Source organism: Pseudomonas salomonii (assembly GCF_900107155.1).
Classification (GTDB): Bacteria; Pseudomonadota; Gammaproteobacteria; order Pseudomonadales; family Pseudomonadaceae; genus Aquipseudomonas; species Aquipseudomonas salomonii.
In genome coordinates this window covers 16142-40534 of the sequence record NZ_FNOX01000006.1, presented here as the reverse complement: position 1 = coordinate 40534, position 24393 = coordinate 16142, and the positions used below count along the sequence as shown (strand labels likewise).

Below are 24393 nucleotides of genomic sequence, written 5' to 3'. Positions count from 1 at the left end.
CATGAGCGAGAAAAACCCCCTGCCGTTTGCCAAGACCCAATCCAAGGCCATGTTGCTGTGGGTGCTGGCGGTGCTGATCGGCTTGCCATTGATTCTGCCCTCGGCGACCCTGGCCACCGAGATCCTGATCTTTGCCCTCGCCGCGCTGGCCTGCAACCTGTTGCTGGGCTACACCGGGCTGTTGTCGTTCGGCCAAGGCATCTTCTTTGGGGCCGGTGCGTATTGCGCGGCGCTGCTGATGATCCACCTGCAACTGGGCTTGTTCAGCGCATTGCTCGGCGCGGCCCTTGCCGGTGGTTTCCTGGCGTTTCTGGTCGGTGCGCTGGCGATCCGGCGCACCGGCATTTACTTCGTGATGCTCACGTTGGCGTTCAGCCAGATGGCCTACTTTGTCGCCTACACCTTGAGCGACTGGACCGGTGGCGACAACGGCCTGCTCAGCGTGCCGCGCCCGGAGATCCGTATCGGTGACACCGTGCTGCTGTCGCTGGCCGACGCCCGCGTGTTCTATGGCTTTGTGGCGGTGCTGTTCCTGTTGATCTTTATCGGCGCGCGCCGGGTGATCGCCTCGCCGTTCGGCAGCACCTTGATGGCGATCCGCGAAAACGAAACCCGCGCCTCGGCCATCGGTTATGACACGCGGCATTTCAAGATCCTGGTGTTCGTGCTGTCCGGCGCGGTCACCGGTATTGCCGGCGCGCTGTACGCCATGCTGCTGCACTTTGTGCCGCTGTCGAACATCGACCTGGCGATGTCCGAGAACATTCTGATCATGACCATCGTCGGCGGCACCGGCTCGCTGTTCGGCTCATTGCTGGGCGCAGGTTCCATCGTGCTCTTGGGGGACTTCCTCTCCGATCTGTGGCCGCGCTGGCTGATGTTGCTCGGCGTGATCCTGATCTTCGTGGTGATCTTCATGCGCGGTGGTTTGTGGGGCGGCCTCGCGTCGTTGTTCGAACGGGTACGCGGCAGCCGCAAGAGCGCCGTCGTCGCCAAGGAGGAAGGGCTATGAGCATCCTGCTGGAAACCAAGGACCTGGAACTGGCCTATGGCGCGTTCCATGCGGTCAACGGCGTCAACCTCAAGGTCGAAGCCGGCACCATTCACACCATTATCGGCCCCAACGGCGCGGGCAAGACCAGCCTGTTTCACTGCCTCACCGGCGAGCGCCAGGCCACCGCCGGAGCGATTCATTTTGGCGGCAAGAACCTGATGCGCAAACCGGCCCACGGCCGCGTCGGCCTGGGCATGGCGCGCTCGTTCCAGCTCACCAGCCTGTTCCAGAACCTCAGCGTGCGCGAAAACCTGCGCCTGGCCGCCCAAGGCCGCGACGGCGCGCGGGCGCTGAACTTCTGGCGCCGCGTCGACAGCAAGCGCGAGCATCTGGAGATGGCCGATCAAGTGTTGGAGCGTCTGCAACTCACCCGTCGCGCCGACACCCTGGCGGGCGAGTTGTCCCACGGCCAGCAACGGGTGTTGGAAGTCGGCATGTCGATCTGCTCCAAACCCAAACTGCTGATGCTCGACGAACCGACGTCGGGCATGGGCATCGATGACATTCCGATCATGACCCAGCTGATCAGCGACCTCGGCCGCGACCACACGGTGCTGTTGATCGAACACAACATGAGCATTGTCATGTCCATCAGCCAACGCATCACCGTGATGAGTCACGGGCAGATCCTGGTGGAAGGCACGCCGGAGTTTGTGCGTGCCGATGAGCGTGTGCGTACGGCTTATCTTGGGGAGGCTGCCTGATGCTGATTGTCGAGAATATCCATTCCTACTACGACAAGAGCCATGTGCTCGAAGGCGTGTCGCTCACGGTCAATCCCGGCGAACTGGTGACGCTGCTCGGCCGTAACGGCGCCGGCAAGACCACCACGCTGCGCAGCATCCTCGGGATTATCTGCCCGCGCCAGGGCCAGATTCACTTCAATGGCCAGGCGCTGGTGGGCCAGAAGATCTTTGAGATCGCCCGTCAGGGTTTGGCGCTGGTGCCGGAGAATCGCGGGATTTTCCGCCTGCTGACCGTTGAGGAAAACCTGCGTATCGCCGTGCGCAAGACCAGCCGCTGGCAGCTTGAAGACGTGTACGGCATGTTCCCGCGCCTCAAGGAGCGGCGTAAAAACGCCGGCCACGCGTTGTCCGGCGGCGAGCAACAGATGCTCGCCATCGCCCGTGCGCTGCTCAACGACCCCAAGCTGCTGATCCTCGACGAGCCCGCCGAAGGCCTCGCGCCGGTGATCGTCGACGAGTTGGTGAAGATCCTGCGCAAGGTCAAGGACGACGGCCTGCCGGTGTTGCTGGTGGAACAGAACCTGATGGTCTGCGACAAGCTTGCCGACCGCCATTACGTGCTCGAACAGGGCCGCGTGGTGTACGAGGGCAGCGCCGCTGACTTCCGCGCCGACCCGAGCATCAAGAACCGCTACCTGGCCCTGAGTGCCTGACCGGAGATTTGCACATGAATAGTTTTGCGCAACCGCTCAAGAGCAATGCCCCGCTGATCAACCGCGACCGCTTGTGGCAATCGTTGATGGACCTGGCCCAGCTTGGCGCTACGGCCAAAGGCGGCGTGTGCCGCCTGGCCCTTACCGACCTCGACCGCCAGGCCCGTGACCTGTTTGTGCAATGGTGCGAGGCCGCCGGGTGCAGCGTCAGTGTCGATGCCATCGGCAATATTTTTGCGCGGCGTCCAGGGCTTGATCCGACGCTGGCGCCGGTGATGACCGGCAGCCATATCGACACGCAGCCCACCGGCGGCAAGTTCGATGGCTGCTACGGCGTGATGGCCGGGCTGGAAGTGATCCGCACCTTGAATGACCTGAATATCCAGACCCAAGCCCCCATCGAGGTGGTGGTGTGGACCAACGAAGAAGGCTCGCGCTTCCCGCCGTGCATGATGGGTTCCGGGGTGTTTGCCGGCAAGTTCGACTTGCAGGACACCCTCGACAAACTCGATGACCAGGGCCTGTCGGTAGGCGCCGAATTGCAGCGCATCGGCTACGCCGGTTCGCGCGCGGTACTCGGCCACCCGGTTGGCGCGTATTTCGAGGCGCATATCGAGCAAGGCCCGGTGCTGGAAGACCGCGCCACCACCATCGGTGTGGTCATGGGTTGCCTCGGCCAGAAATGGTTCGACCTGACCCTCACCGGCGTCGAAGCCCACGCCGGCCCGACGCCCATGCACCTGCGCAAGGACGCCCTGGTGGGCGCCGCCGAGGTGATCAGCGCGGTCAACCGCATCGCCCATCAACAGCAACCCCACGCCTGCGGCACGGTTGGTTGCCTGAACCTGCACCCCGGTTCGCGCAATGTGATTCCCGGCCAGGTGCACATGACCATCGACCTGCGTCACCTGCAGGCCGACAAGCTGCAAGCGATGGTCGATGAAGTGCGCGGCGTGATCGAAGCCACGTCTGCCCGGCACGGCTTGACCTTTGAACTGACGCCCACTGCGGACTTTCCGCCGCTGGACTTCAACCCCGCCTGCGTCAACGCCGTGCGTGACGGTGCGCAGGCGCTGGGCTTGAGCCATATGGACATTGTCAGCGGCGCCGGGCATGACGCGATTTTTGTCGCCGAACTCGGCCCGGCCGGGATGATCTTTGTGCCGTGCGAAGGCGGCATCAGCCATAACGAAATCGAAAACGCCGCGCCGGATGACCTGGCAGCGGGCTGCGCCGTGTTGCTGCGCGCCATGGTCAACGCGGCGCAGGGAGAAGCGGCATGAGTGAGATTGGCCAACTGACGGCGGTGCAACTGCTGCAGCATTTTCGCGACAAGACCTTGTCACCGGTAGACGTCACTGAAGACGCTTTGCTGCGGATCGAGCGCTATAACCCGGTGGTGAACGCCTACTGCCATGTCGACCCGCAAGGCGCGTTGAACGCGGCGCGGGCCTCGGAACAACGTTGGCTCAAGGGCCAACCCTGCGGTGCCCTGGACGGCGTACCGGCCTCGATCAAAGACCTGACGCTGACCATTGGCATGCCGACGCGCAAGGGTTCGCGCACCACATCTGGCGAAGGCCCGTGGGATGTGGATGCGCCCTTCTCGGCCTTTATGCGCAAGGCCGGCGCGGTGTTGCTGGGTAAAACCACCACGCCGGAATTCGGCTGGAAAGGCGTCACCGATAACCCGCTGTACGGCATCACACGCAACCCGTGGGACACGCGCACCACGGCGGGCGGCTCGTCGGGTGGCGCCGGTGCGGCGGCGGCGCTGAACCTGGGCGTATTGCACCAGGGCAGCGATGCCGGCGGCTCGATCCGTATTCCGTGTGCGTTCACCGGTACCTTCGGCATCAAGCCGACCTTCGGCTATGTGCCGCAGTGGCCGGCCAGTTCCATGACGATTCTGTCGCATCTGGGGCCGATGACGCGCACCGTGGAAGACACCGTGCTGATGCTGCAAACCGTGGCGCAACCGGATGCGCGCGATGGCCTGATCGGCGCGCCGCGCAATACGCCGTGGTTGTCGGGCGCTATGGATTTGAAGGGCTTGCGTGTGGCCTACAGCCCCACGTTCGGCTATGTGGACGTGGACCCGCAAGTGGCCAACGTGGTTGCCCAGGCGGTTGAGGGTCTCGTGCAACTGGGGGCTCATGTCGAGCAGATCGACCCAGGCTTCAGCGACCCTCTGGAGGTGTTCAGCACCTTGTGGGCAGCCGGTGCGGCGCGCCTGACGGGCTCCATGAGTGATGCGCAAAAACAATTGCTCGACCCCGGTTTGCTGCGTATTGCCCAACGCGGCCAGCAGTTGAGCCTCGGCGCTTTCAACGATGCCCTTGAAGCACGCGCGGCGTTGGTGGCGAGGATGGCGGCGTTTCATGAGCACTACGACCTATTGGTCTCGCCGATGATGCCGATTACCGCCTTCGAGGCTGGGCATAATGTGCCGCCGGGTTCTTCGATGACAGAGTGGATGGAGTGGACGCCGTTTACTTATCCGTTCAATTTGACCCAACAACCGGCGGCGTCGGTGCCCTGCGGGTTAGCGGCGAATGGCTTGCCGGTGGGCTTGCATGTGGTGGGTGCGCGGTTTGCGGATGAGCAGGTGTTGAGGGTGTGTCAGGCCTATGCCAACGCCTTCCCTACCGAACACCTTGAAGCGCCGCGCGGGCTCTGAACCGTGCATGTGCGGTGGCATCGGGCTTATAATCCGCGCTTCATTTTTTGTTGCGCGGATTGTTTCAGATGCGATTTACAAGGACTTTTCTGGCGAGTGCAGTGCTCGCCGTCTTGCCGGCCATGGTCCATGCCACAGCGTTGGACTTGAGCTACGAAGCGCCTGAGCTTGAGGCAGTGCCACACGATGCGCCGGTAACGGCCAAATCGCTGTTTCCGGTTCAGACACAGGCGCCGGTGACGTTCGAGTACAAGTGCAAGGGGCCGCGTTGTCAGTATGAGGATGACCTGGAGCAGCGGCACGAAGACCAGACCACGCAAAGTTGGTCCATCGGTATTCACTAGGGTTCGGCCTGCCTTGAGCTGAAATGCAATCATCAATTGTGGGAGCAGGCTTGCTCGCGAATGCGGTGGGTCAGTCAATTCATCTATAACTGACATACCGCATTCGCGAGCAAGCCCGCTCCCACATTTAAACCGAGTTGCATCAGGTAGATAGGCTTTTGCTTTGCATTTGATCTGGCTCTTGATCTGAGGCGCCCCGTCAACCACGATGGCCGCACTCCGGCTTGAATCCGTGGGCCGTCGCGCTGGGCCATCCTTGGCTCAGCGTGGCTAACCCGGCGTATACACCCAGCACCCCAACACCCCCCCACACCCCAGTCCCAAGCACATTCCATTACACTGTCCCCCATTCATCCCCGGGGGCTTCATGGACATCGAACTGGCACGCACCTTCCTCGAAATCACCCGCTGCGGCAGCCTGGCCGCGGCCGCCGAGAAACTGCACGTCACCCAGACCGCCATCACCGCACGGGTCAAGAGCCTGGAGAGCCAGTTGGGCAGCACGCTGTTCGTGCGCAACCGCGCAGGCGCCAGGCTCACCGCCGATGGCGAAGCGTTTGTGGTGTACGCCAACCAATTGCTGCAAACCTGGGAAGCCGCCAAGCGCGACCTGCCGTTGCCCGATGGCTACCGCAATGTGCTGCATATTGGCGGCGAAGTCAGCCTGTGCAACCCATTGATGCTCGGCTGGGCCAAGGCCTTGCGCGAACAGATCCCCGGCCATGCGCTGCGCACCGAAGTGCGTGAGGGTGAATACCTGTTGCGCCAACTGGAACTGGGCGTACTCGATGCCGCGCTGGTATTCCAGCCGCAATACTGGCCGGGCCTGCAGGTCGAACAAGTGCTGGAAGAAAAACTGATCCTGGTGCAGTTAACCAGCAAACCCGCCCCTTACGTGTATATCGACTGGGGCCAGGGCTTTCGCCAGCAACACGACGCCGCGCTGCCCGACAAGGCCCGCGCCGCGCTGAGTTTCAACCTCGGGCCGCTGGCCTTGCAGTACATCCTGGAGAACGGCGGCGCCGGGTACTTTCGCACGCGGGTGGTGCAAAGCTACCTGGACAGCGGCGTCATGCAGCGCGTCCCGAAAGCGCCGGAATTCAGCTTCCCGACCTATCTGGTCTACTCACGGGCGCGGGATTCAGCGGTACTGCAGCAGGCGCTGGGGCTGCTGCGCGAAGTGGTCAAGGCCGAAAGCGACTGGTCACAACGCTGGGACCCGCTGATTTGAATCACCCTACGCCCGCGCGCATGCTAGCCTGCGGATGTTTCCCAGCGCAGCCTTACCGATGAACAAGAAAAAGTCCGTCACCATCAGCGACATCGCCAAACGGGTGGGCATGACCACCATCACGGTGTCCCGCGCACTGAGCAAGCCCGACCTGGTCAAGCCCGCCACCCTGGCGCGCATTCTCGAGGTCGCGCGCGAGCTGGACTACGTGCCCAATGCCTTCGCACGCGGGCTCAAGCGCAGTGAAAGCCTGATCATCGGCGTGATCACGGCGTCGGTCGACAACCCGTTCTACAGTGAGATGATCAAGGCGATTTCCCGCGAGGCGAAAAAGCACGGCTACACCATCATGCTGGTGGACACCGATGAGCTGGAAGAGCTCGAAAGCAAAGCCGTCGATACTCTGCTGGGCTATCGCGTGGCGGGCATCATCTTGTCGCCGGTCTCCGACGAGCCCAGCTACCAACCCGACTACCTGGAGCGCCTGGGCAACGGCAAAACCCCGGTGGTGCTGCTCGACCGCACGCTCCACGACAGCCCGTTCAGCCGCGTGGTGCTCGACAACTACCACAGCGGCATCCAGGCCGCGCACTACCTGTTGCGCCAGACACCCGACCTTAAACGTCTGCTGGTACTGACCGGCCCGGAGCATTCACGTATCACCGTGGAACGCCTCAAGGGCCTGCGCGAAGTGCTGGCTGAGCACCCCCATATTCAGGTCGAAGTGCAGGCCGGCGACTACACGCTGATGCCGTCTTACCTGCACACCCTCGATTACCTGGCCGAGCAGGCCGCGCCCGATGCGATCATGGGTTTTAACCAGCTGATCACCCTCGGCGCCCTGCGTGCCTTGCGCATGCACAACATCGCCCACGACAGCCTGACCATCTGCGGCATCGACCGCCTGCCCTTCGCCGATATCTTCGGCGTGCCGATCGCCTGCGTGGCCCACGACGCCTCACTCGCCGGCAGCAGCGCGGTACGCCTGCTGCTTGACCGCTTGCAGGACCCGCACAAGCCACGGGACAAAGTGGTGATCGCCGGCGTGCTGGAAAACGGCTAGCGGCTGGTGTAGCCCCCATCGATCGGCAGGCTCACGCCGCTGATCATGCTGGCGGCATCGCTGAGCAGGAACAGCACCGGCAGCGCGACTTCCACGGTTTGTGCGAAACGCCCCAACGGAATGGCCGCCAGCGCCGGGTCGCGTTTGGCCGGGTCAGACCAGGCCTTGGTCGCCATGGGCGTCAGCGTGACGGTGGGGTTGACGCTGTTGACGCGAATACCAAAGCGGCCCCACTCGGCGCACTGCACGCGGGTGATCGCGTCCAGTGCAGCCTTTGAAGCGCAGTAACCGAGGTGATCGTCCAGCGCCACCAGCGAGGCTTGGCTTGAGACATTGACGATGCTGCCGGCGATGTTGGCTTCGATCATTTTTGCCGCCACTCGGCTGGCGACCTGTGCGGCGGCGCGGGCGTTGACCTGCATGACTTGATCGAACGCATCAGCGCTGATGGCCACGGCGGGTTCCAGACGCGAGATGCCGGCGCAGTTGACCAGGCCGTGCAAGGGCGGCAAATCTGCCAGGGCTTTATCCAGGGCGATGCTGTCGGCGATGTCCAGGCATAGGCTGTTGCAGCCCAGCTGTGACAAGGCTTCGGCGTCGCGGCCAAGGGCGAACACCTCGGCACCGGCGGCAATCAGCTGTTGGGCGATTTCGCGACCGATGCCGCTGCTGGCGCCGGTGACGAGGATGCGCTGGCGGGTGAAGTTGAAGGTGGTGGTCATGGATCACAGTCTCGAAAAAAGTGGAGATCCAGTGTGGGAGCGAGCAAGTCCGCTCCCACTTTTGGACCGCGTGAATTCAGTTGGTTTGCAGGTTGTGCATGATCGGTTTGAGGGCTGGATACAGCTTCAAGTACTCGGCAAACGCCCGGTCATACGTCATGACATTCTCGCGTTTGGGCTGCGCCCGCAGTTCCAGCTGCACCCAGCCTTTGTCCATCTGGTCATCACTCACCAACCCCACCGTATGCGCCGCCAGCAACGCCGCGCCCAAGGGCGCTTCCACCTCCTGCACGATGGTGTAAACCGGGTAGCGGGTGACATCGGCAATAATCTGCATCCACAAATCCGAATGGCTCGCGCCGCCCACCACAATCAAGCGTGGGTCCAGTGAATGTGCGCCCTGGGTACCGGCTTCAATGTTGTGACGCAGGGCAAAACTCACGCCTTCAAGCACCGCGCGGTACAGGTGAATACGGCTGTGGTACAGGTTCAGCCCGACGAAACTGCCACTGGCGCGGTCATCCCACACCGGGCTGCGTTCGCCCATCAGGTACGGCAAAAACAACAAACCTTCGCTGCCCGCCGGCACCTGGGTGGCGCTCTGTTCCAGCAACACCAGGCTGTCCTGGCCGCTGGCCTGGGCCTGCTGTTCTTCGGCCTGGCAGAACTGCTCGCGAAACCAGCTGACCGACGCCCCGGCGGTGATCGCGCCGCCAAAGATGTACAGGTCCCGATGGCCGTTGTAGACGTGCGGCATGCTCACCAACCCATGGTGTGCGTCCACGTGCTGGTTCAAGTAACCCCAGCACATGCTGGTGCCGATCATCGCCACATGGTTGCCCGGCTGCGTAACACCCGCCGCCAGCGTCGCCATGGCTGCATCCACACCGCCGGCCAGGATTGGCGTACCGGCCTGCAAGCCCAGGCGCGTGGCCCAGCTTTCGAGCAAACCGCCCACCACGTCACCGGAGTACACCAAGCGCTCGGGCATCATGGCCTGTGGAATGCCCAGCGCATCGAGCATCTCGGCAGACCAGCCGCGCGCCTTCACGTCGTAAACCCCGCCAATATTGCCGGCGCTGCTATGGTCCACCGCCAATTCGCCGGTAAGGCACCAGTTGATATAGCTGTTGGGCGGCAGCAGGTAGCGCGTGTCAGCCCACACCTGCGGCTGATGCTGCTTGAGCCAGAGCATCTTGGTGAAGCCGTAGTAGCTGTCCACCGAGTTGCCGGTGATTTCGAACAAGCGCTCCAGATCCAGGTGCTCACGCACCCACGCCACCTGCTCGCCCGCGCGGCGGTCCATCCAGATCAGGCACGGGTGCAGCGGCGTCATCTGCGCGTCAACGGCGATCCCCGAACCGCCGTACAGGCTGCTGATGCACAGCGCCTTGACCTGCCCGGCCGCCACGCCGGACTTGGCCATGCACTGCGCCACACACGCCTCCACCGCCTCCAGCCACACCTGCGGCCATTGCTCGGCCCAGCGCACTTTCGGGGTATCGACGCGATACCCCTGGCTGTGCTGGGCAATGATCGTACCTTGACCATCCACCAGCAGCGCCTTGGTGCTCTGGGTTCCTATGTCGACACCCATTACATAGTTCATAGATCAAATCACCGGTTTCAACAGCACCTTGATCGACTTGGTTGAGTTGGCCAACGCGAAGGCCTCGGCGAAATCATCCAGCGGGAAGTCATGGGTCACGATGCCCTTGGACGTCACCAGGCCGCGCTCGAACAGGTCGATAGCGATCGGGTAGCAATACGGGCCCAGATGCGCGCCGCGCACGTCCAGCTCCTTGCGGTCGCCGATGATCGACCAGTCGACGCTGGTTTCGGCGCCAAACACACTGAACTCGACAAAACGCCCGAGCTTGCGGATCAGGTCCAGGCCTTGGGTCACGCCCGCCGGCACGCCGGTGGTTTCGATGTACACGTCGCAACCATAGTTATCGGTGAGGCCATTGATGATCTCGCGGGCATTGTCGCGGGACGGGTTGATCACCACGTCGGCGCCGAACTGCTTGGCCAGCTCCAGGCGCTCGTCGACCATGTCGATCACCACCAGTTTTTTCGGGGTTTTCAGCGCGGCGACCTGGACCATGCACAGCCCCAGCGTACCGGCACCGGCGATCACCACCACGTCGTCGAGCTGGATTTCGCCACGGTTGACGGTGTGGATCGAACACGCCATCGGCTCCACCAGCGCCGAGTCTTCCAGCGACACCGACTCGGGAATCCTGTGCACGATGGCAGTCTTGGGGATGCGCATGTACTGGGCCATGCCGCCTTCGGCGACTTCACGCTGGAAGCCGAAGATATTGTGCACTTCGCACATCCAGTACTTGCCCGACTTGCAGAAGCGGCACTTGCCGCACGGTACGATCTGCTCGGCGATCACCTTGTCGCCCACCGCCACTTCAAAGTGCTCGCCGGCGCCCTCGCCCACTTCCTCCACGTAGCCGAAAAACTCGTGGCCCGGCACCACCGGCGCCTTGACCCACGGGTTGTCGCCGCCCCAGAACATCGCCGCGCCGGAGTGGCATTTGCAGTCGCTGGCGCAGATGCCGCAGGCGGCAATGCGGATCACCAGTTCATTGGGGCGCGCCTTGGGTTTGCCGATGCGCTCCAGGCGGTAGTCTTTGGGGCCGTGGCAGACGACGGCTTGCATCTCGGTGTGCTTGTCCATGTGTTCGGTCCTTTCTTGTCAGGTGTTTATTTATGGCGCTGACGGCTGATGAAAATCGCCAGCAAAATGATCCCGCCCTTGATCACGCTCTGGACGTAGGGCGAGACCCCGAGCATGTTCAAACCGTTATTGAGTACGCCCAGCAGCATGGCGCCGAGCAAGGTGCCGACAATCACCCCGCGCCCGCCGGCAATCGACGCACCGCCGAGTACCACGGCCGCAATCGCATCCAGCTCGAACGACACACCGGCATTCGGCTGGCCGCTCATCAAGCGTGAGGTGAGCACCAGCCCGGCAATCGCTGCGGTCAGGCCGCTGATGCCGTACACCAGCAACTTGAAGCGCGCCGCCCGTACGCCCGACAAACGCACCGCTTCTTCATTGCCGCCGATGGCGTAGATGTAGCGGCCGATACGCGTGTGTTGCAGCAACACATAGGCGGCAAAGTAGGTGACCAGCATGATCAGGATCGGCACGTCGACGCCGAACAGGCTCTGGCGGCCGAAGAAACCGAACCACTCCGGCAACCCCGAAATCGGGTAGCCGTCGGTGTACATCAGGCCCAGGCCACGGGCGATGCCCATGGTTGCCAGGGTGACGATGATCGGCGGCATGTGCAGGTAGGCGACGAACACGCCATTGCCGATGCCGAAGGCCACGCCGATCAGCAGGCCGGCGCCAATCGCCAGGCCCGGCGGCAGGCCTGCGACCATAAGGCCTGCGGTCAAGGTGCCCGACAGTGCCATCACCGGCCCCACCGACAGGTCGATGCCACCGGTGAGAATCACGCAGGTCATGCCCACCGCGATAATCGCGTTGATCGACACCTGGCGCGCAATGTTCGACAGGTTGCTGGTGGTGAGGAAGTTGTCGCTGGCGAAGATCATCACCAGGGTCACCACCACCAACCCCACGAAGGGATAAAACGCCGGCGAGCGCAGCAGCCGCGCCAGGTTCAGGCGCAGACGGCTGGTGTCGGCGGTATTAATGGACCTGTTCACTTGAGCCCCCTGTTGCATGGCGCATGACCTCTTGTGGGTTGACGGCGGCCGCTTCCAGCAGCTTGACGATGGCGCCCTTGTGGAACACGGCGACGCGGTCGCACATGCCGATGACTTCGGGCAGTTCGGAAGAAATCATGATGATCGCGTAGCCTTGTTCGGTGAGGCTGCGCATCAGCGCGTAGATCTGCGCCTTGGCGCCGACGTCGATGCCGCGTGTGGGTTCATCGAACACCAGCACGTCGCAGTGGTGGTTGATCCAGCGTGCGATCACAACCTTTTGCTGGTTGCCGCCACTGAGGTTGAACACCCGGCTTTCGCCGCTGGGCGCCTTGATCGACAGCTGGCGCATCAACGCCTCGACGCTCGCGCATTCCTTGGCCTTGTCGATCAGGCCCGAGGCGTTCTGGTACTTGGGCAGGTTGTTCAGGGAGATGTTTTCGCGAATGCTGAAATCGGTGATCAGCCCTTCGCTCTTGCGGCTTTCCGGCAGCAGGCCGATGCCGTGGGCCAGAGCCTGCGCCGGGTCATCGAGGGTGACTTTCTCGCCGCGCAACCACACGTCTTTGCTCACCGACGGCAGCGCGCCCATCATGCCCAGCGCCAGCTCGGTACGACCGGAGCCGACCAGCCCGGCAAAGCCGAGGATCTCGCCCTTGTGCAGCTGAAAGCTGTTGTGCGGACCATTGCGTACCAACTGGATGTCCTTGACCTCCAGCAACAGCGGGCCACGGTCTTTCGTGGGTTTGGGTGGAAAACTGTTTTCCAGGCGCCGGCCGACCATCATTTCGACGAGCCGGTCGATATCACTGTCGGCCACATCGGTCACGCCGACGTTACCGCCATCGCGCAATACGCTGATGCGGTCGCACACCTGGAAAATCTCCTCCAGGTGGTGAGAGATAAAAATCACCGCCACGCCCTGGCGCTTGAGTTCGCGCATGATCTCGAACAGCAGTTCGGCTTCGCTGGGTGTGAGGGTGGCGGTCGGTTCATCGAGTACCAACAGGCGTGCATCCAGGGCCAGGGCCTTGGCAATTTCGACGAATTGCTGCTCGGCCACGCTCAGGTGCTTGACCGCGCATTGCAGGTCGATACTCACACCCAGGCGCTTGAATAACGCCTGGCTGGCCTCGACCATTTCGCGCTTGCGCAGCAGGCCGAAGCGGTTGCTGAGCTCATGGCCGAGGAAGATGTTTTCCACCGCCGTGAGGTAGGGAATCAGGCTGAATTCCTGGAACACGATGCCAATACCGGCAGCGATCGCGTCGCGGTAAGTGGCAAATTTTTGCGCCTGGCCGTCGATCAAAATTTGCCCTTCGTCCTGATGCTCGACACCGCCGAGGATCTTCATCAGGGTCGACTTGCCCGCGCCATTTTCACCCAGCAACGCATGGATTTCGCCGCGCTCGACCTGCAGGTTGATGGACTTGAGGGCCTGTACGCCCGGGTAGCGCTTACAGATATTTTCCAGCTTCAGAAGACTGCTCATACCGCCGACCTCGTATTCAGAAGGAGACCTCAAGCCCCACGGTTCACGTGGGGCCGGGGCGATTTACCAGCTGAAATCCTTGGCCTTGGCCTGGTCGATCAAAGTGATGTCGACGGGAATGGTGGTCGGCACTTGCGAGCCCCACTTCTTGGCCAGGGCGATGCCCAGGGCCAGGCGAATCTGATCGCGCGGGTATTGCGCCGAGGTGGCGATGAACTTGCTGCCGGGCTTCTGGATCGCCTTGATGGCTTCCGGCGCGCCGTCGACGCTGACCAGTTTCACGTCCAGGCCGCTGGCTTCGATGGCCGACAGGGCGCCGAGCGAGCCGTTGTCATTCACGCTGAAAATACCCTTGAGGCCCGGCTGGGCCTGCAGCATGTTTTCGGTGACGGTCAGCGCCTGGTCACGTTCCTGCTTGCCGTTCTGGATGCTGACAATCTTGATGTCCGGGTGCTTGGCCACCGCCTCTTTGCAGCCGCGCACACGCTCAAGGATCGGCACCACGGCGATGCCGTCGAGGATCGCGATATTACCTTTGTCGCCGATGTTCTTGGCCAGGTATTCGCAGGCCTGGAAGCCGGCGTCGAAGTTTTTCGAACCGACGAAGGAGTCCAACGGGCCGTCGGCCTGGGCGTCCACCGCGACCACCACCACACCCGCAGCGTGGGCAGATTTGACCGCCGATTGCACGCCGACCGAGTCGGTGGGGTTGATCAGCAGGATATCGATGCCCTTTTGCAGCATGTCTTCGACATCGCTGACCTGCTTGGACACGTCGTGGCGGGCATCGGTGATGATCAGCTTCGCACCGATAGTCGCGCCGGCTTCTTCCAGGGCGTTTTTCATGGTGACGAAATAAGGGTTGTTGATTTCCTGGAAGGAGGCGCCGATGCGGATCGGTTTGGCGGCGTCGGCAAACGCTGTAGTGGTGGCGCCGAGGGTGATGCTGACAGCCAGTAAACACAGGGTTTTCGGGAGCATTTTCATGGCGTGGTTCTCTGTTTTGTTTTTATTTTTAGAGCAAATGTTATCGTTAACATTTTGCGAGAAGCTAACAAGTAAATGGGGGCTGTGCAAGCCCCCGTTGGTCGCCCACGGTTCAAGTGTGGGAACTGGCTTGCCTGCGATAGCATCTACTCGCTCTACCTGACACACCGAGGTGTCTGCATCGCAGGCAAGCCAGCTCCCACAAAAGCCTGTTTCCACACAAGCCAGCTCCCACACTTGAACCACGTACCGCGCAAAAACTCGCACTATCTCGCGTACCAACTAAGCTCAGGCTCCAACAAAAAACCCGAGCGTGCCGCCATGGCCCACCCCACCGAGACCTTCCGCGCCGGCTACCGCGCCGCCGTGAGCGCCCGTTACAACCCCTGGCTGCACGCCGGTTTCGTGCTCGGCTACGGCCTTGTCTGCATCGCCCTGGCCTGGTCCTCCACCGCGCACATCACCGCGCTCCAGTGGCTGACCGTGCCGCTGACGCTGGTGTTCTTCAACCTGTGCATCTACCTCGTGCACCGCCACCTGGGTCATCACAAACACAGCCTGGCCCGGCTGTTCTATGCGCGGCACACGGGTGACCACCACAGCTTTTTTACTCCCGGCCACATGACCTACGACAGCCCGCGAGACTGGCGGGTGATTCTGTTCCCGGCCTGGCTGATCGTGCTGCACAGCCTGGCGATCACCCTGCCCGCCTGGTGGCTGCCCAAACAATTGAGCCCCAACGTCGCCGGACTGTTTGCCGGGTGCATGATCCTTGGGTATTTACTTTACGAAGTGTTTCACGCCTGCGAGCACTTGCCCGCCGAGCACCCGGTGGCGCGCCTGCCATGGATTCGCCAGATGCATCAGTTGCACGCCCTGCACCATCGCCGTGAGCTGATGCAGGGGCGCAATTTCAATATCGTCCTACCGCTGATGGATTACCTGTTCGGCACCCTGCACTGGGAACCGAACGCCCACGACAACCAGGAATAGTCATGAGTACCCGTCCCAAAAAATTGCGCCACTTGCTGTTCGTACTGCTGCTTGCAGTCATCGCTTTTCTGCTGCTGATGCCGACCAACGTGCAACCGGTGAACTGGTCGCCGCCCACGGCGCCCTCGCTGAAAAACGGCGCCTACGCCGAGAACCAGCGGCTCAAGGGCATTGAAAAAATCGGCGCCCAGGACATCGCCGGCCCCGAAGCCTTGCTGCTCGACCCCCAGGGTTTTCTGATCAGCGGCCTGCAGGACGGGCGCATTATCCGCACCTCGCCAAACAGCCACACCCTGGAGGTGCTCGCCAACACCGGCGGCCGCCCGCTCGGCCTGGCGTTACACCCGGATGGGCGCTTGATCATTGCCGACGGGGTAAAAGGGTTGCTCGCCTTGGATGCCAACCGTCAACTCAAACTGTTGAGCAGCAGCGCTGACGGCGTGCCCTTTGGTCTCACCGACGATGTGACCGTCGACGCCGGCGGGCACTATGCCTACTTCAGCGACGCATCGAGCCGCTGGGGCTACGGCCAGGACGGCACAGCGGTGATCGAGCATGGCGGCGACGGCCGGTTGCTGCGCTATGACTTCAGCAACGGCCGCACCGAGGTGTTACTGGACCGGCTGCAATTTGCCAATGGTGTGACCCTGGGCCCGGATGAAAACTACGTACTGGTGAATGAAACCGGCGCCTACCGCATCAGCCGTTACTGGCTCAAGGGCGAGCGCAGCGGCACCCATGACCTATTTATCGACAACCTGCCGGGCCTGCCGGACAACCTCAGTTTCAACGGGCGCGATCGCTTCTGGGCCGCCCTGTATTCGCCACGCAACCCGTTGCTGGATGGTTTCGCCGGCTACCCACTGTTGCGCAAGGTGATGGTGCGCGCACTGATGGTGGTGCCCAAGCCCATCGAGCGCAAAGCCTTCGTACTGGGGCTGGACACCGATGGCAAGGTCATCGCCAACTTGCAGGATGGCAGTGCGGGCAATTACTCGCCGGTCACTACCGCACGCGAATACGGCGACTGGTTGTACCTGGGCTCGCTCACGAGCACCAGCATGGCGCGCCTGCCCTTGAAGCTGGCGCTGGCCGGCGAATAACAAAAAGGGGCAGTCTGTTCAGGCTGCCCCTTCTGATTTACATCACGGTATCAATGGATGATGTTTTGGGTGCAGATGTGCCCAAAGGTCACATATTGCACATTGTCACCGCCGACACCCACGCCCGGGAACTCGTCCAGCTCAATACGCCAGCCGCCGAAGTTGAAGGTGGTGTCCCAGGTGTACTGCACGCCGGTGCTGCTGTCCGGGTACTGCACGCGGTTATCGCCAAAGCAGGTACCGAGCGCGGCACTGGCCTGGGACGTGCCGGCACTGTTGGTGGTGGCCTTGAAGTCGGTCCAATGGAACTCGGTGCCCTCAAAGCGTTTGTCGACACGCAGCACAGGTGTGACGCCGAGCAGTGGCGCGCCTGTGGAATCGGACCAGTTGGTGGTCCAGTTCAATGTGCGCCCCGCCTGAGTCGCCATCCAGAATATCGACGCCGGCACCCGCACGATGTTGTCACCGGTTACCTGCGAGCTATTCAGGCGTGGCGCAGAGCCGAGGCTCAATTTGTAGTACTTGCTCGGGTCCTGCGTCACGGCCGGGTTGGCCCGCACACGCACCTTGACGGTGGTACCCGGCGTGACGCTCGGGTAAGTGGAGGTAGAGCCGGCTGGCACGACGATCCAGTTGACGCCATCAAAGCGCTCGAAGATCCACTGGTTACGGCTGCCACTGTCATCGCCTGCCAGGTACATGCTCACGGCCTGGCCACGCACGGCCTTGAAGTCGAAGTAATCGACGTCGTTGGCGTTGTCGAGGTTGCCGCTCACCTTGTTCATGGTGTCCGGCAGCGCAAAAGCATCTTGCGCCGTGTCGTTGGGCTCGAAGGCATCGATGTTGGTGTCTGCCGCCACGCCAAAACTGAACTGCGCATTGGTTGCGGTCTTGGCCACCATGTACCAGTAGTAGTCACCGGCCGGCAGCACGCCGTCGATGTATTCATCGGCATTGCCGGCGTTATCGGCGGTGGCCAGCAGTTGCAGGTTGCCTTGGCCGTCATCGCGGAACAGGCTCAGCGACATGTCGGCGCCGGCACTCTGGTTGATCAACTGCACCAGCACCCGCGCGCTTTTTGGCAGGTTGAAGTGGTAAGGGAAATCCTGGCCCGTTTGCACTTCGCTGATGGTGTAGAGGGTGTTGATATCCAGGGTCGGAAACAGCGGAACAAAGTCGGCGACTGCGGCACTTTTCAGCTCGCTCTGACTCGGCTTTTTCAACGTGCCGATAACGGTGTTGAACGGTGCGGATTTGGCAGCCTTGGTAACCGCCTTGGCCTTGCCGTCCCGTGCATCCAGCAGCTTTTGCCGCAGCGCCTCCGACATCGGCACCGCAGTGAGCGTGCCGCCAGGTTTGAGCGCGTCAATCTCGCTTTGGCTGACCGTGCCGGGGGTGAGTTTGGGAAGGTTCAGGTCGGCCAGGGCAGAGGCCGAGATAAAGCAGGAGGCCATCATGGCCGCGCCCAGCATAAGAGCTTTGGTTGGTTTCATTTTTTATCCATCCATAGTTAAAAAATTGATGCTCAGGTGAGCGGTGACATCCGGTCACCTGGGATGGAATGTAGAACAATACTGTATGCATGAACAGTATTTTTTAGAAAAAAATTAACCTCCTTCAAATAGGTAGGTCACCCCACCTGCGCCAAACGGACCAGACCACGGTTGTGATCAGCCAGATAAACCCCCAGGTAATAAGGCCATACCACCCAACGTTTGAGCGCCAAAGGCACAGACGCCAGTTCGTCCTCGGTCACAACACCGGCTTTCACGTGGCGCTTTGAATCGGACAGGAACTCAAAAATCAGCAACATGCGGTACTGCCTGTCTATCCACTCCTTTCGTCTCCAAAAACGTTTATTGCCACCAACCCTCCCGTTTCCACACGCCTCTTTGATCTCAAATCCTTTGCGTCTACAGCCAAGTGCCCCAATAGCCCCAACTGATCGACCAAAACATCACAAGGCGATAGGGCCAAACGGCCCAACGCTTGAGTGTTAATGGAATGGCGGCTAATTCAGCCTCGGTCACAAGACCTTCTTTCACGGAGTGTTTAGGCCTGCGAAGAATGTCAATCATCAGGCCCATGCGATTGAACCTGACGAACCGCTGGTTAGGTCGCCAGCGTTGCTGATATTTGCGCACCTCTGCGTTTTCACTGAAGTAGCTTTCGAGTGCTTCGAGCTTTGTGCAGCCAGCAAATAGCATCAGCCCCAAAACGATGAACGTTCCAACAACCATCACAGCGGTATAGACGAGAAAATAATCCATGGTTAAGCGCCCTCCGGCTGGAATATCAAATCACCATCGTTTTCTATGATCGTACCGCCCAACCACGCCCCACCATCACCGACTTTACTGCCTCCTAAATATCCTCCCGCAGCACCGCCAATTACTCCGCAACTCAGGGCGCCGCTCCCTCTAGTCGCAATACCCAAAAAAAAGGTGCATGCGCGACGCGTTAATTCAGCGCCTAAAATACCGCCGCCAGCCGCGCCCACTACCCCGCCTACCAAACGCCCACTCTCCACATACTTCGCCCGCCTGCACTGCGCCTCCCTTCCCGTCATACACGCCTCCTTGACCTCCAATCCTGTTACCCCCACATCCATGGCCAACCCCACATAAGTCCCCTTCCCCAACCACTTCGACACCTGCGCCACCGCCCCGACCCGCTGCGCATACCCCGCAATCTCACCTTTATGCAGGTAGCTTCTGGTCGAAATCCCCAACACCTTCTTCAACGATTGATTGCCCCGCAGCCCCGTGCCAAACCGCGCCGCGCCTTGCAGTTGCCCGTCCAACTGCCGAAACAGCCCTTGGCGCTGACGAGCAAACTCATCTCGGTCCAACCCCCCGCCCTTCAACCTCTGATGCAAGCGCTCAATCGCCTCCAGGGTCTGCGCCACCTCATCCAGATGCCGCGCCCACGCCGACGTGGCGCTGCCGATACCGATCGAGCCATTCGCCAGCAAACTCTGCAGCAAGTCGTAGTTATTGATCACCGCCGAGCCGGCCGATGGCTCCAGCCGCCAGCGGATCTGCTCGCCATAACGCATCAACCAGGCTTCTTCACTGCGGCAGCTGAAGCTGAAGTCGTCAGGGATAATCACCAGTTGCCCAGGAGTCACCAGGCCAGTACGCAAGTGCCGGTTCAACACGTCAAAGTGATCAGAACGCTGACGATTTGGCGCCCCGCCCATCGCCCTGGATTTCAGACTGTTGTAGTCCGTTGTGCGGTCATTGATAAATCCCTGCGCCATGCCTTCCATCCCGGATGCAATGAAGATGGCGTCGGAATATAGGCAAGTGAAGGCGGCCCGCACACAAGGGCAGGCGCGGGAAATCACATTTGGGAAGTTGCCTACTCGGCAGAGAAAAATCGCCTACAAAAAACCGCGATTAATAGCCGGTCATTTCCAGATACCCCACACCACCGTCAAACTGCACCGGCCCTTCCCAGTACGGAATACTGAGGTTCATCCATGCCTTCGGGTTGACGGCCTGGGGCGTAATGTCCAGTTGTTTGCCGGGAATTTTCAATGACCAGCGCGTGGGCACAATGCGCCCGTCAACCTCGGTGGTGGCCAGCGGTGTGAGCTGAATATCGGCGTTATGCAGGGTCTGCGTGTGCCCTTGCTGGTCGATCCAGGTGCCGGTCAGGTAACCCGCGCCGTCCTTTTGCCGCACGCGAAACAGCATCAACTGCTCGCCACGGTCCAGGTGCAGGGAGAACCAGTCCCAGCCGGTCTGGCTGGCGGCCAGCGGTTGGCTGCTCCACTCGCGGTCGAGCCAGGCCGGGCCGCTGACCTGGTAGGTGGTGCCGTCGATACGGACGCTGCCCGTCGCCGTGAAAAACGGCTGGCTGTAGTAGTAGGACGCCTGGCCTTGGTCGGATTTGCGGCTGTAGCCGTTATCGCCTTGCAGCACCAGCGGGCGGCTGGAGGTCAGGTGCAAATCGTAGGCGAACTGTGGGCCTGCGGCCTTGAGTTGCATATCGGCCAAGGCGCTGGCGGAACCTGGTCGGGTGGCAAAACGCCAATCGTCGAGCCAGGCCGTGAACGGCGCTGCCTGGGCGCCGGCCTGGCCAACGCCGCCACGGGCGTAGCGCTCAGCAGCGTAATGGCGGGTGGCGGAGGTGACGGCGGCATGGCCCAGCCAGATCGTCGCGTCGCGCCAGCCCGCCTGTACCGGCCCGGCCTTCAGCGCGTTGCGAAACAATGTCCATTGCACACCGAACACACGGCCTTGCTCGTCCTTGAGGTTGGCGGTGACGTACCACCATTCGATGCGAAAGCCGGGGTGCGGGCCGTGGTCTTCGGGAAAGCTGAAGACCTTGCCAGGCACCACCTGGGCAAAATCCGCCGCCTCGCTGCCAAGGCCGGCGAAGCTTTCCGGCGGCGCGGGGGCTTTGTCGCAGGCCGTCAACAGCAATACGGCGGCCCAGCACCAGGGGTTAATCTTCATTGGCAAAGGTCCTCAGCAAATCCGCCGGGCGACTGCGGTACAACTGCCACAGTGGCCAGGCCGAGGCCAGCAGCGTGGCAAGCATGGCCAGCCCCAACAATTGCGCCAGCTGCCACGGAAACACTTGCAAGGGCAAGCGCCAGCCGAACGCCTGCACATTGATCACCGCGTCCAGGCACCATGCCAGCAGCAGGCCCAAGGGCAAGGCGAGTACCAGCGTCAACACCGCCAGCAGCCAGGTTTGGCCGAGGTTGAGCAACATCAGTTGCCGGCGCGTCACGCCCAGCGCCCACAGCGGTGCGAGTTGGCCAAGGCGGCTTTGGCTCTGGGTCAGCAGGCTGATAAACAGCGCCACACCGGCGACACCCAACGTCAGGCTGTTGAGTGCGGCAGTGGCGGCGAAGGTGCGTTCGAACACCTGGCTCGACCAGCCTTTGAGCTGCTGCTGATCGACGATGCGGCTGTCCTCCAGGGCAAAGGCGCGCCGCACCTCCTGCACCAGCGCCGGTACATTGCCGGGCAGTACGCGCAGGTTGAAGCGTGCCGGTGCCAGGCCCGGCCAGTGCGCCAGCAGGTGTTGCGAATTAACCAGCAGATGGCCCTTGGGGTTGCCGTAGTCGGCGTAAACCCCCACCACTGTTGGCGACCAGACGCCTTGCGGCGTGGGGAGCTGGATGGCGTCGCCCAGCCGCACATTCAGGCGGCGTGCCAATTGCTCGCTGAGCATCACGCTATCGCCCTGCAGCAGTTGGTCCCAAGGCGCGCTCGCCGCTTGCAGCAACGGCCAGTGCTGGCGATAGGTCGGGTCATCGACCACACCGAACACATCTGCCGGCCAGCCCTGCAATTGCACCGCCACCTGCCAGGTCGGCAGCACCGCCTGCACCAGCGGTTGCTGCGCCAACCAGCTGGAAAGCTGCTCGGCCTGGGCCGGATTCTGCGGGTTGAGGTACAGCTCGGCGGTAAGGCGTTGTTCCAGCCAGTTATTGAACGTCTGGCGAAACCCCGAAGTCATGGAGCCCGCGCCGATGTTCGCTGCCAGCGCCAACAGCAACGCCATCAACGCCAGGCTCAAGGCCGGCAACTGCTGGCGGCAGTCGGCAAGGAACCACTGGCCCAATACTGAGCGGCTGCGTCCGAGCACCGCCGTCAACAAGCCATTGAGCACCACCGGCAGGCCAAGCGCCGCGCTCAGCAGCAAGGCGGCCATCAGCACAAACCCGGCGGCGAGGCTGTTGCCCCACCACAGCGCCAGCAGTGCAATCGCCAGCGCGGTAGCCGCCACCCCACCCTGACGGCGCAGCCAGCGCCCATGCGCCTCGTGCCAGGCCTGGGCATTGGCCAGGGCCAGCAAGGGCAAACGGGCCGCACGCCACAGGCTGCCGGCACCGGCAAGCAGTGCGCCGAGCAGGCTCAAGCCCAAGCCGGCCAGCCACCACCACGGGCTGAGGTTCAACTGGCCCGCCACCTCGGCGCCATACAGGCCGCGCAGGCTGGCGGCCACGTCCGGCAGCAACAGGCTGGCCAGCAGGTAACCACTGATCACCCCCAGCACGCCGCCCAGCAACGACAACACCCCCAGCTCAACCGCCAGGCTGACGATCAGCAGGCGCGCGCTGACCCCGCAGGCACGCAAGGTGCGCAGCAAACCACGGCGTTGCTCCAGGGCCAGGCCGATGGCGGCGTGGACAATAAACAGGCCGACCACAAAGGATAAAAAGCCCAAGGCATCGAGGTTCAGGTGAAAGCTTTCGGTGAGGCGCGAAAGGTTGTTGTCCTCGCCTTGCTTGAGTTGCAGCGCGGCAGGCGGCGTCGGCTGGGTGGCGGCAAAGGCCTTGTCCACCAACAGGCGCGACAGGCGCCCCGGCATGTCCAACAGTGGCTGGGCGAAGCCGATATCGGTCAGCAACAGCCCGGGGGCCATGTCGGGCTGAACCTGTAAAGGTGGTAACCGTTGCCCGCTGACCGTCAATGGCTGCTCACCGGCCTGCAACCCCAACGCCTGCAAGGTTTGCGCAGCGATCCAGGTTTGCCCCGGCGGGTTGAAAAACCCGAGCATCTGCGCCTGGCTCAAGCGCTGCCCCGCCACCGCACCGCCACCGGGCAAGGACAACGGTTCGATGCCCATCAATTGCAGGCGCAGCTCTTCATGCCCCTTGAGCTGCAGCCGCCCCTGCACCACCGGCGACACCGGCCAGCCGGCACGGCGCAGTTCGGCAAACAGCGCCTGCGGGAAACTCGCACCGTCCGGCGCACTCAGGCTGGCTTGGGGTTCACCGCCGATCAATTGGCTGGCACGTGCATAGCTGTCACGCGCCTGGCTGTTAAGGGCTTGCACGCCGGTCAACAGTGCGGTGGCGAGCCACAAGCCGGTGAGCACGCTGAAAAACTGCACCGGGTGCCGCCGCCAATGGCTCAACAGTGCGCGCAGTGCCCAATAAAATACCCTCATCTCACGCGACCACACGGCCATGCCGCAACACCACCTGGCGGTCCAGGCGTGCGGCGATGCGCGGGCTGTGGGTCACCATCAACAGGCTGGTGGGGCTGTCTCGCAGCAGGTCCAGCAGCAATTGCAGCACGTCATCGCTGGTGGCCTCGTCGAGGTTGCCGGTGGGTTCATCCGCCAGCAACAAGCCGGGGCGCGAGGCCAACGCACGGCCCACCGCAACCCGCTGCTGTTGGCCGCCGGAGAGTTGTTCGGGATAACGCTTGAGCAAGTCGCCCAGGCCCAGGCGCTCAACCAGCTGCGCCTGCCATTGCGGGTCGAAGCGCCCGGCCAGGCGGGCCTGGAACGCCAGGTTGTCGTCGACACGCAAGCTGCCGATCAGGTTGAACTGCTGGAACACCAGGCCGATTTGGGTACGCCGCCAATGGGCCAGTTGCGCCTCGCTCAGTTGGTCCAGGCGCTGCTCGCCCACCTGGACAGTGCCGCTGTCCACGCGGTCGAGCCCGGCGACCAGATGCAACAACGTGCTTTTGCCACTGCCCGACTCGCCCATCAGCGCCAGGCTGCTATGTTCGCCCAGGTACAGGTCGACACCCGCCAGCACCGGCAGTGGACCTTGCGGGGTGGCGTAGCTCTTAACAACACCTTGCACCTGCAACATAAACACGCTCGTTTAAAGGACTGCAAACGAGCATAACGGCTGGTTGACGACCCCAT

The 24393-nt window shown here is 62.3% G+C and carries 23 protein-coding genes; 10 read left to right on the top strand and 13 right to left on the bottom strand.

Annotated elements, in window-relative coordinates:
• The first annotated feature begins 1 nt into the window (after window position 1).
• The 8 genes from BLV67_RS14690 (at window position 2) to BLV67_RS14655 (ending at window position 7771) form a co-directional block, all read left to right on the top strand.
• Window positions 2-1012, top strand: a complete 1011-nt coding sequence (locus BLV67_RS14690; protein WP_069788319.1) for a branched-chain amino acid ABC transporter permease — start codon at window positions 2-4, stop codon at window positions 1010-1012.
• A complete protein-coding gene (locus tag BLV67_RS14685; RefSeq protein ID WP_069788320.1) occupies window positions 1009-1758 on the top strand; it encodes an ABC transporter ATP-binding protein in 750 nt (249 codons plus the stop codon). The genes BLV67_RS14690 and BLV67_RS14685 overlap by 4 nt, the downstream gene beginning before the upstream one ends.
• Entirely contained in the window at window positions 1758-2453 is a 696-nt protein-coding gene (locus tag BLV67_RS14680) for an ABC transporter ATP-binding protein (protein WP_069788321.1), read from the top strand. The genes BLV67_RS14685 and BLV67_RS14680 overlap by 1 nt, the downstream gene beginning before the upstream one ends.
• Before the next feature lie 14 nt (window positions 2454-2467).
• A complete protein-coding gene (locus BLV67_RS14675) occupies window positions 2468-3736 on the top strand; it encodes a Zn-dependent hydrolase (protein ID WP_069788322.1) in 1269 nt (422 codons plus the stop codon).
• On the top strand, window positions 3733-5133 hold the full coding sequence (locus BLV67_RS14670; RefSeq protein ID WP_069788323.1) for an amidase: 1401 nt from the start codon (window positions 3733-3735) through the stop codon (window positions 5131-5133). Before BLV67_RS14675 ends, BLV67_RS14670 begins: the two co-directional genes overlap by 4 nt.
• A 101-nt stretch (window positions 5134-5234) precedes the next feature.
• Window positions 5235-5477 carry a hypothetical protein gene (locus BLV67_RS14665; RefSeq protein ID WP_176727937.1) on the top strand — a complete coding sequence of 81 codons (243 nt, stop codon included), beginning with the start codon at window positions 5235-5237 and terminating at the stop codon, window positions 5475-5477.
• A gap of 367 nt (window positions 5478-5844) precedes the next feature.
• The gene (locus tag BLV67_RS14660) at window positions 5845-6708 is read left to right on the top strand and encodes a LysR family transcriptional regulator (protein WP_058421059.1); all 864 of its coding nucleotides are present in this window, start codon (window positions 5845-5847) and stop codon (window positions 6706-6708) included.
• A 58-nt stretch (window positions 6709-6766) separates the two neighbouring features.
• The gene (locus tag BLV67_RS14655) at window positions 6767-7771 is read left to right on the top strand and encodes a LacI family DNA-binding transcriptional regulator (protein WP_065931190.1); all 1005 of its coding nucleotides are present in this window, start codon (window positions 6767-6769) and stop codon (window positions 7769-7771) included.
• Here the strand turns inward: BLV67_RS14655 and BLV67_RS14650 are convergent.
• From BLV67_RS14650 to BLV67_RS14625, 6 genes are all read right to left on the bottom strand, one after another.
• The gene (locus tag BLV67_RS14650; RefSeq protein ID WP_069788325.1) at window positions 7768-8493 is read right to left on the bottom strand and encodes an SDR family oxidoreductase; all 726 of its coding nucleotides are present in this window, start codon (window positions 8491-8493) and stop codon (window positions 7768-7770) included. The two genes, BLV67_RS14655 and BLV67_RS14650, sit on opposite strands and share 4 nt — an antisense overlap.
• Before the next feature lie 76 nt (window positions 8494-8569).
• Window positions 8570-10102, bottom strand: coding sequence for an FGGY-family carbohydrate kinase (locus BLV67_RS14645; RefSeq protein WP_069788326.1), 1533 nt, complete (start codon window positions 10100-10102; stop codon window positions 8570-8572).
• A 3-nt stretch (window positions 10103-10105) separates the two neighbouring features.
• Window positions 10106-11185 carry an alcohol dehydrogenase catalytic domain-containing protein gene (locus BLV67_RS14640; RefSeq protein ID WP_065931161.1) on the bottom strand — a complete coding sequence of 360 codons (1080 nt, stop codon included), beginning with the start codon at window positions 11183-11185 and terminating at the stop codon, window positions 10106-10108.
• Between the two features lie 26 nt (window positions 11186-11211).
• Entirely contained in the window at window positions 11212-12204 is a 993-nt protein-coding gene (locus BLV67_RS14635) for an ABC transporter permease (protein WP_069788327.1), read from the bottom strand.
• Window positions 12170-13678, bottom strand: coding sequence for a sugar ABC transporter ATP-binding protein (locus tag BLV67_RS14630; protein ID WP_069788328.1), 1509 nt, complete (start codon window positions 13676-13678; stop codon window positions 12170-12172). Before BLV67_RS14630 ends, BLV67_RS14635 begins: the two co-directional genes overlap by 35 nt.
• 63 nt (window positions 13679-13741) lie before the next feature.
• Window positions 13742-14665 (bottom strand): substrate-binding domain-containing protein, encoded by a 924-nt coding sequence (locus tag BLV67_RS14625; protein ID WP_069788329.1) that lies wholly within the window; start codon window positions 14663-14665, stop codon window positions 13742-13744.
• Between the two features lie 321 nt (window positions 14666-14986).
• Here BLV67_RS14625 and BLV67_RS14620 point away from each other — a divergent pair, with 321 nt between their 5' ends.
• On the top strand, window positions 14987-15658 hold the full coding sequence (locus BLV67_RS14620) for a sterol desaturase family protein (RefSeq protein WP_069788330.1): 672 nt from the start codon (window positions 14987-14989) through the stop codon (window positions 15656-15658).
• A 2-nt stretch (window positions 15659-15660) separates the two neighbouring features.
• On the top strand, window positions 15661-16761 hold the full coding sequence (locus tag BLV67_RS14615; RefSeq protein ID WP_069788331.1) for an SMP-30/gluconolactonase/LRE family protein: 1101 nt from the start codon (window positions 15661-15663) through the stop codon (window positions 16759-16761).
• A 50-nt stretch (window positions 16762-16811) separates the two neighbouring features.
• Here the strand turns inward: BLV67_RS14615 and BLV67_RS14610 are convergent, their stop codons facing one another.
• From BLV67_RS14610 to BLV67_RS14580, 7 genes are all read right to left on the bottom strand, one after another.
• Complete coding sequence (locus BLV67_RS14610; protein ID WP_069788332.1) at window positions 16812-18254, bottom strand: hypothetical protein; 1443 nt, start codon at window positions 18252-18254, stop codon at window positions 16812-16814.
• Between the two features lie 137 nt (window positions 18255-18391).
• The gene (locus BLV67_RS14605; RefSeq protein ID WP_240035009.1) at window positions 18392-18574 is read right to left on the bottom strand and encodes a hypothetical protein; all 183 of its coding nucleotides are present in this window, start codon (window positions 18572-18574) and stop codon (window positions 18392-18394) included.
• 100 nt (window positions 18575-18674) lie between these two features.
• The gene (locus BLV67_RS14600) at window positions 18675-19031 is read right to left on the bottom strand and encodes a hypothetical protein (RefSeq protein WP_065931167.1); all 357 of its coding nucleotides are present in this window, start codon (window positions 19029-19031) and stop codon (window positions 18675-18677) included.
• Window positions 19032-19033: 2 nt separating this feature from the next.
• Window positions 19034-20023: a hypothetical protein gene (locus BLV67_RS14595; protein ID WP_069788346.1), complete on the bottom strand. Its 990-nt coding sequence runs from the start codon at window positions 20021-20023 to the stop codon at window positions 19034-19036.
• Between the two features lie 139 nt (window positions 20024-20162).
• The gene (locus BLV67_RS14590) at window positions 20163-21227 is read right to left on the bottom strand and encodes a lipocalin-like domain-containing protein (RefSeq protein ID WP_069788333.1); all 1065 of its coding nucleotides are present in this window, start codon (window positions 21225-21227) and stop codon (window positions 20163-20165) included.
• Window positions 21217-23679 (bottom strand): ABC transporter permease, encoded by a 2463-nt coding sequence (locus BLV67_RS14585; RefSeq protein ID WP_069788347.1) that lies wholly within the window; start codon window positions 23677-23679, stop codon window positions 21217-21219. Before BLV67_RS14585 ends, BLV67_RS14590 begins: the two co-directional genes overlap by 11 nt.
• A 1-nt stretch (window position 23680) precedes the next feature.
• Complete coding sequence (locus BLV67_RS14580; RefSeq protein ID WP_069788334.1) at window positions 23681-24337, bottom strand: ABC transporter ATP-binding protein; 657 nt, start codon at window positions 24335-24337, stop codon at window positions 23681-23683.
• Window positions 24338-24393: the final 56 nt, after the last annotated feature.

Excerpts from the sequence above, each read along its gene's own strand:
- BLV67_RS14690 (WP_069788319.1), top strand. The coding sequence starts at position 2 with ATGAGCGAGAAAAACCCCCTGCCGTTTGCCAAGACCCAATCCAAGGCC.
- BLV67_RS14685 (WP_069788320.1), top strand. The coding sequence starts at position 1,009 with ATGAGCATCCTGCTGGAAACCAAGGACCTGGAACTGGCCTATGGCGCG.
- BLV67_RS14680 (WP_069788321.1), top strand. The coding sequence starts at position 1,758 with ATGCTGATTGTCGAGAATATCCATTCCTACTACGACAAGAGCCATGTG.
- BLV67_RS14675 (WP_069788322.1), top strand. The coding sequence starts at position 2,468 with ATGAATAGTTTTGCGCAACCGCTCAAGAGCAATGCCCCGCTGATCAAC.
- BLV67_RS14670 (WP_069788323.1), top strand. The coding sequence starts at position 3,733 with ATGAGTGAGATTGGCCAACTGACGGCGGTGCAACTGCTGCAGCATTTT.
- BLV67_RS14660 (WP_058421059.1), top strand. The coding sequence starts at position 5,845 with ATGGACATCGAACTGGCACGCACCTTCCTCGAAATCACCCGCTGCGGC.
- BLV67_RS14655 (WP_065931190.1), top strand. The coding sequence starts at position 6,767 with ATGAACAAGAAAAAGTCCGTCACCATCAGCGACATCGCCAAACGGGTG.
- BLV67_RS14650 (WP_069788325.1), bottom strand. The coding sequence starts at position 8,493 with ATGACCACCACCTTCAACTTCACCCGCCAGCGCATCCTCGTCACCGGC.
- BLV67_RS14645 (WP_069788326.1), bottom strand. The coding sequence starts at position 10,102 with ATGAACTATGTAATGGGTGTCGACATAGGAACCCAGAGCACCAAGGCG.
- BLV67_RS14640 (WP_065931161.1), bottom strand. The coding sequence starts at position 11,185 with ATGGACAAGCACACCGAGATGCAAGCCGTCGTCTGCCACGGCCCCAAA.
- BLV67_RS14635 (WP_069788327.1), bottom strand. The coding sequence starts at position 12,204 with ATGCAACAGGGGGCTCAAGTGAACAGGTCCATTAATACCGCCGACACC.
- BLV67_RS14630 (WP_069788328.1), bottom strand. The coding sequence starts at position 13,678 with ATGAGCAGTCTTCTGAAGCTGGAAAATATCTGTAAGCGCTACCCGGGC.
- BLV67_RS14625 (WP_069788329.1), bottom strand. The coding sequence starts at position 14,665 with ATGAAAATGCTCCCGAAAACCCTGTGTTTACTGGCTGTCAGCATCACC.
- BLV67_RS14620 (WP_069788330.1), top strand. The coding sequence starts at position 14,987 with ATGGCCCACCCCACCGAGACCTTCCGCGCCGGCTACCGCGCCGCCGTG.
- BLV67_RS14615 (WP_069788331.1), top strand. The coding sequence starts at position 15,661 with ATGAGTACCCGTCCCAAAAAATTGCGCCACTTGCTGTTCGTACTGCTG.
- BLV67_RS14610 (WP_069788332.1), bottom strand. The coding sequence starts at position 18,254 with ATGAAACCAACCAAAGCTCTTATGCTGGGCGCGGCCATGATGGCCTCC.
- BLV67_RS14605 (WP_240035009.1), bottom strand. The coding sequence starts at position 18,574 with ATGTTGCTGATTTTTGAGTTCCTGTCCGATTCAAAGCGCCACGTGAAA.
- BLV67_RS14600 (WP_065931167.1), bottom strand. The coding sequence starts at position 19,031 with ATGGATTATTTTCTCGTCTATACCGCTGTGATGGTTGTTGGAACGTTC.
- BLV67_RS14595 (WP_069788346.1), bottom strand. The coding sequence starts at position 20,023 with ATGGCGCAGGGATTTATCAATGACCGCACAACGGACTACAACAGTCTG.
- BLV67_RS14590 (WP_069788333.1), bottom strand. The coding sequence starts at position 21,227 with ATGAAGATTAACCCCTGGTGCTGGGCCGCCGTATTGCTGTTGACGGCC.
- BLV67_RS14585 (WP_069788347.1), bottom strand. The coding sequence starts at position 23,679 with ATGAGGGTATTTTATTGGGCACTGCGCGCACTGTTGAGCCATTGGCGG.
- BLV67_RS14580 (WP_069788334.1), bottom strand. The coding sequence starts at position 24,337 with ATGTTGCAGGTGCAAGGTGTTGTTAAGAGCTACGCCACCCCGCAAGGT.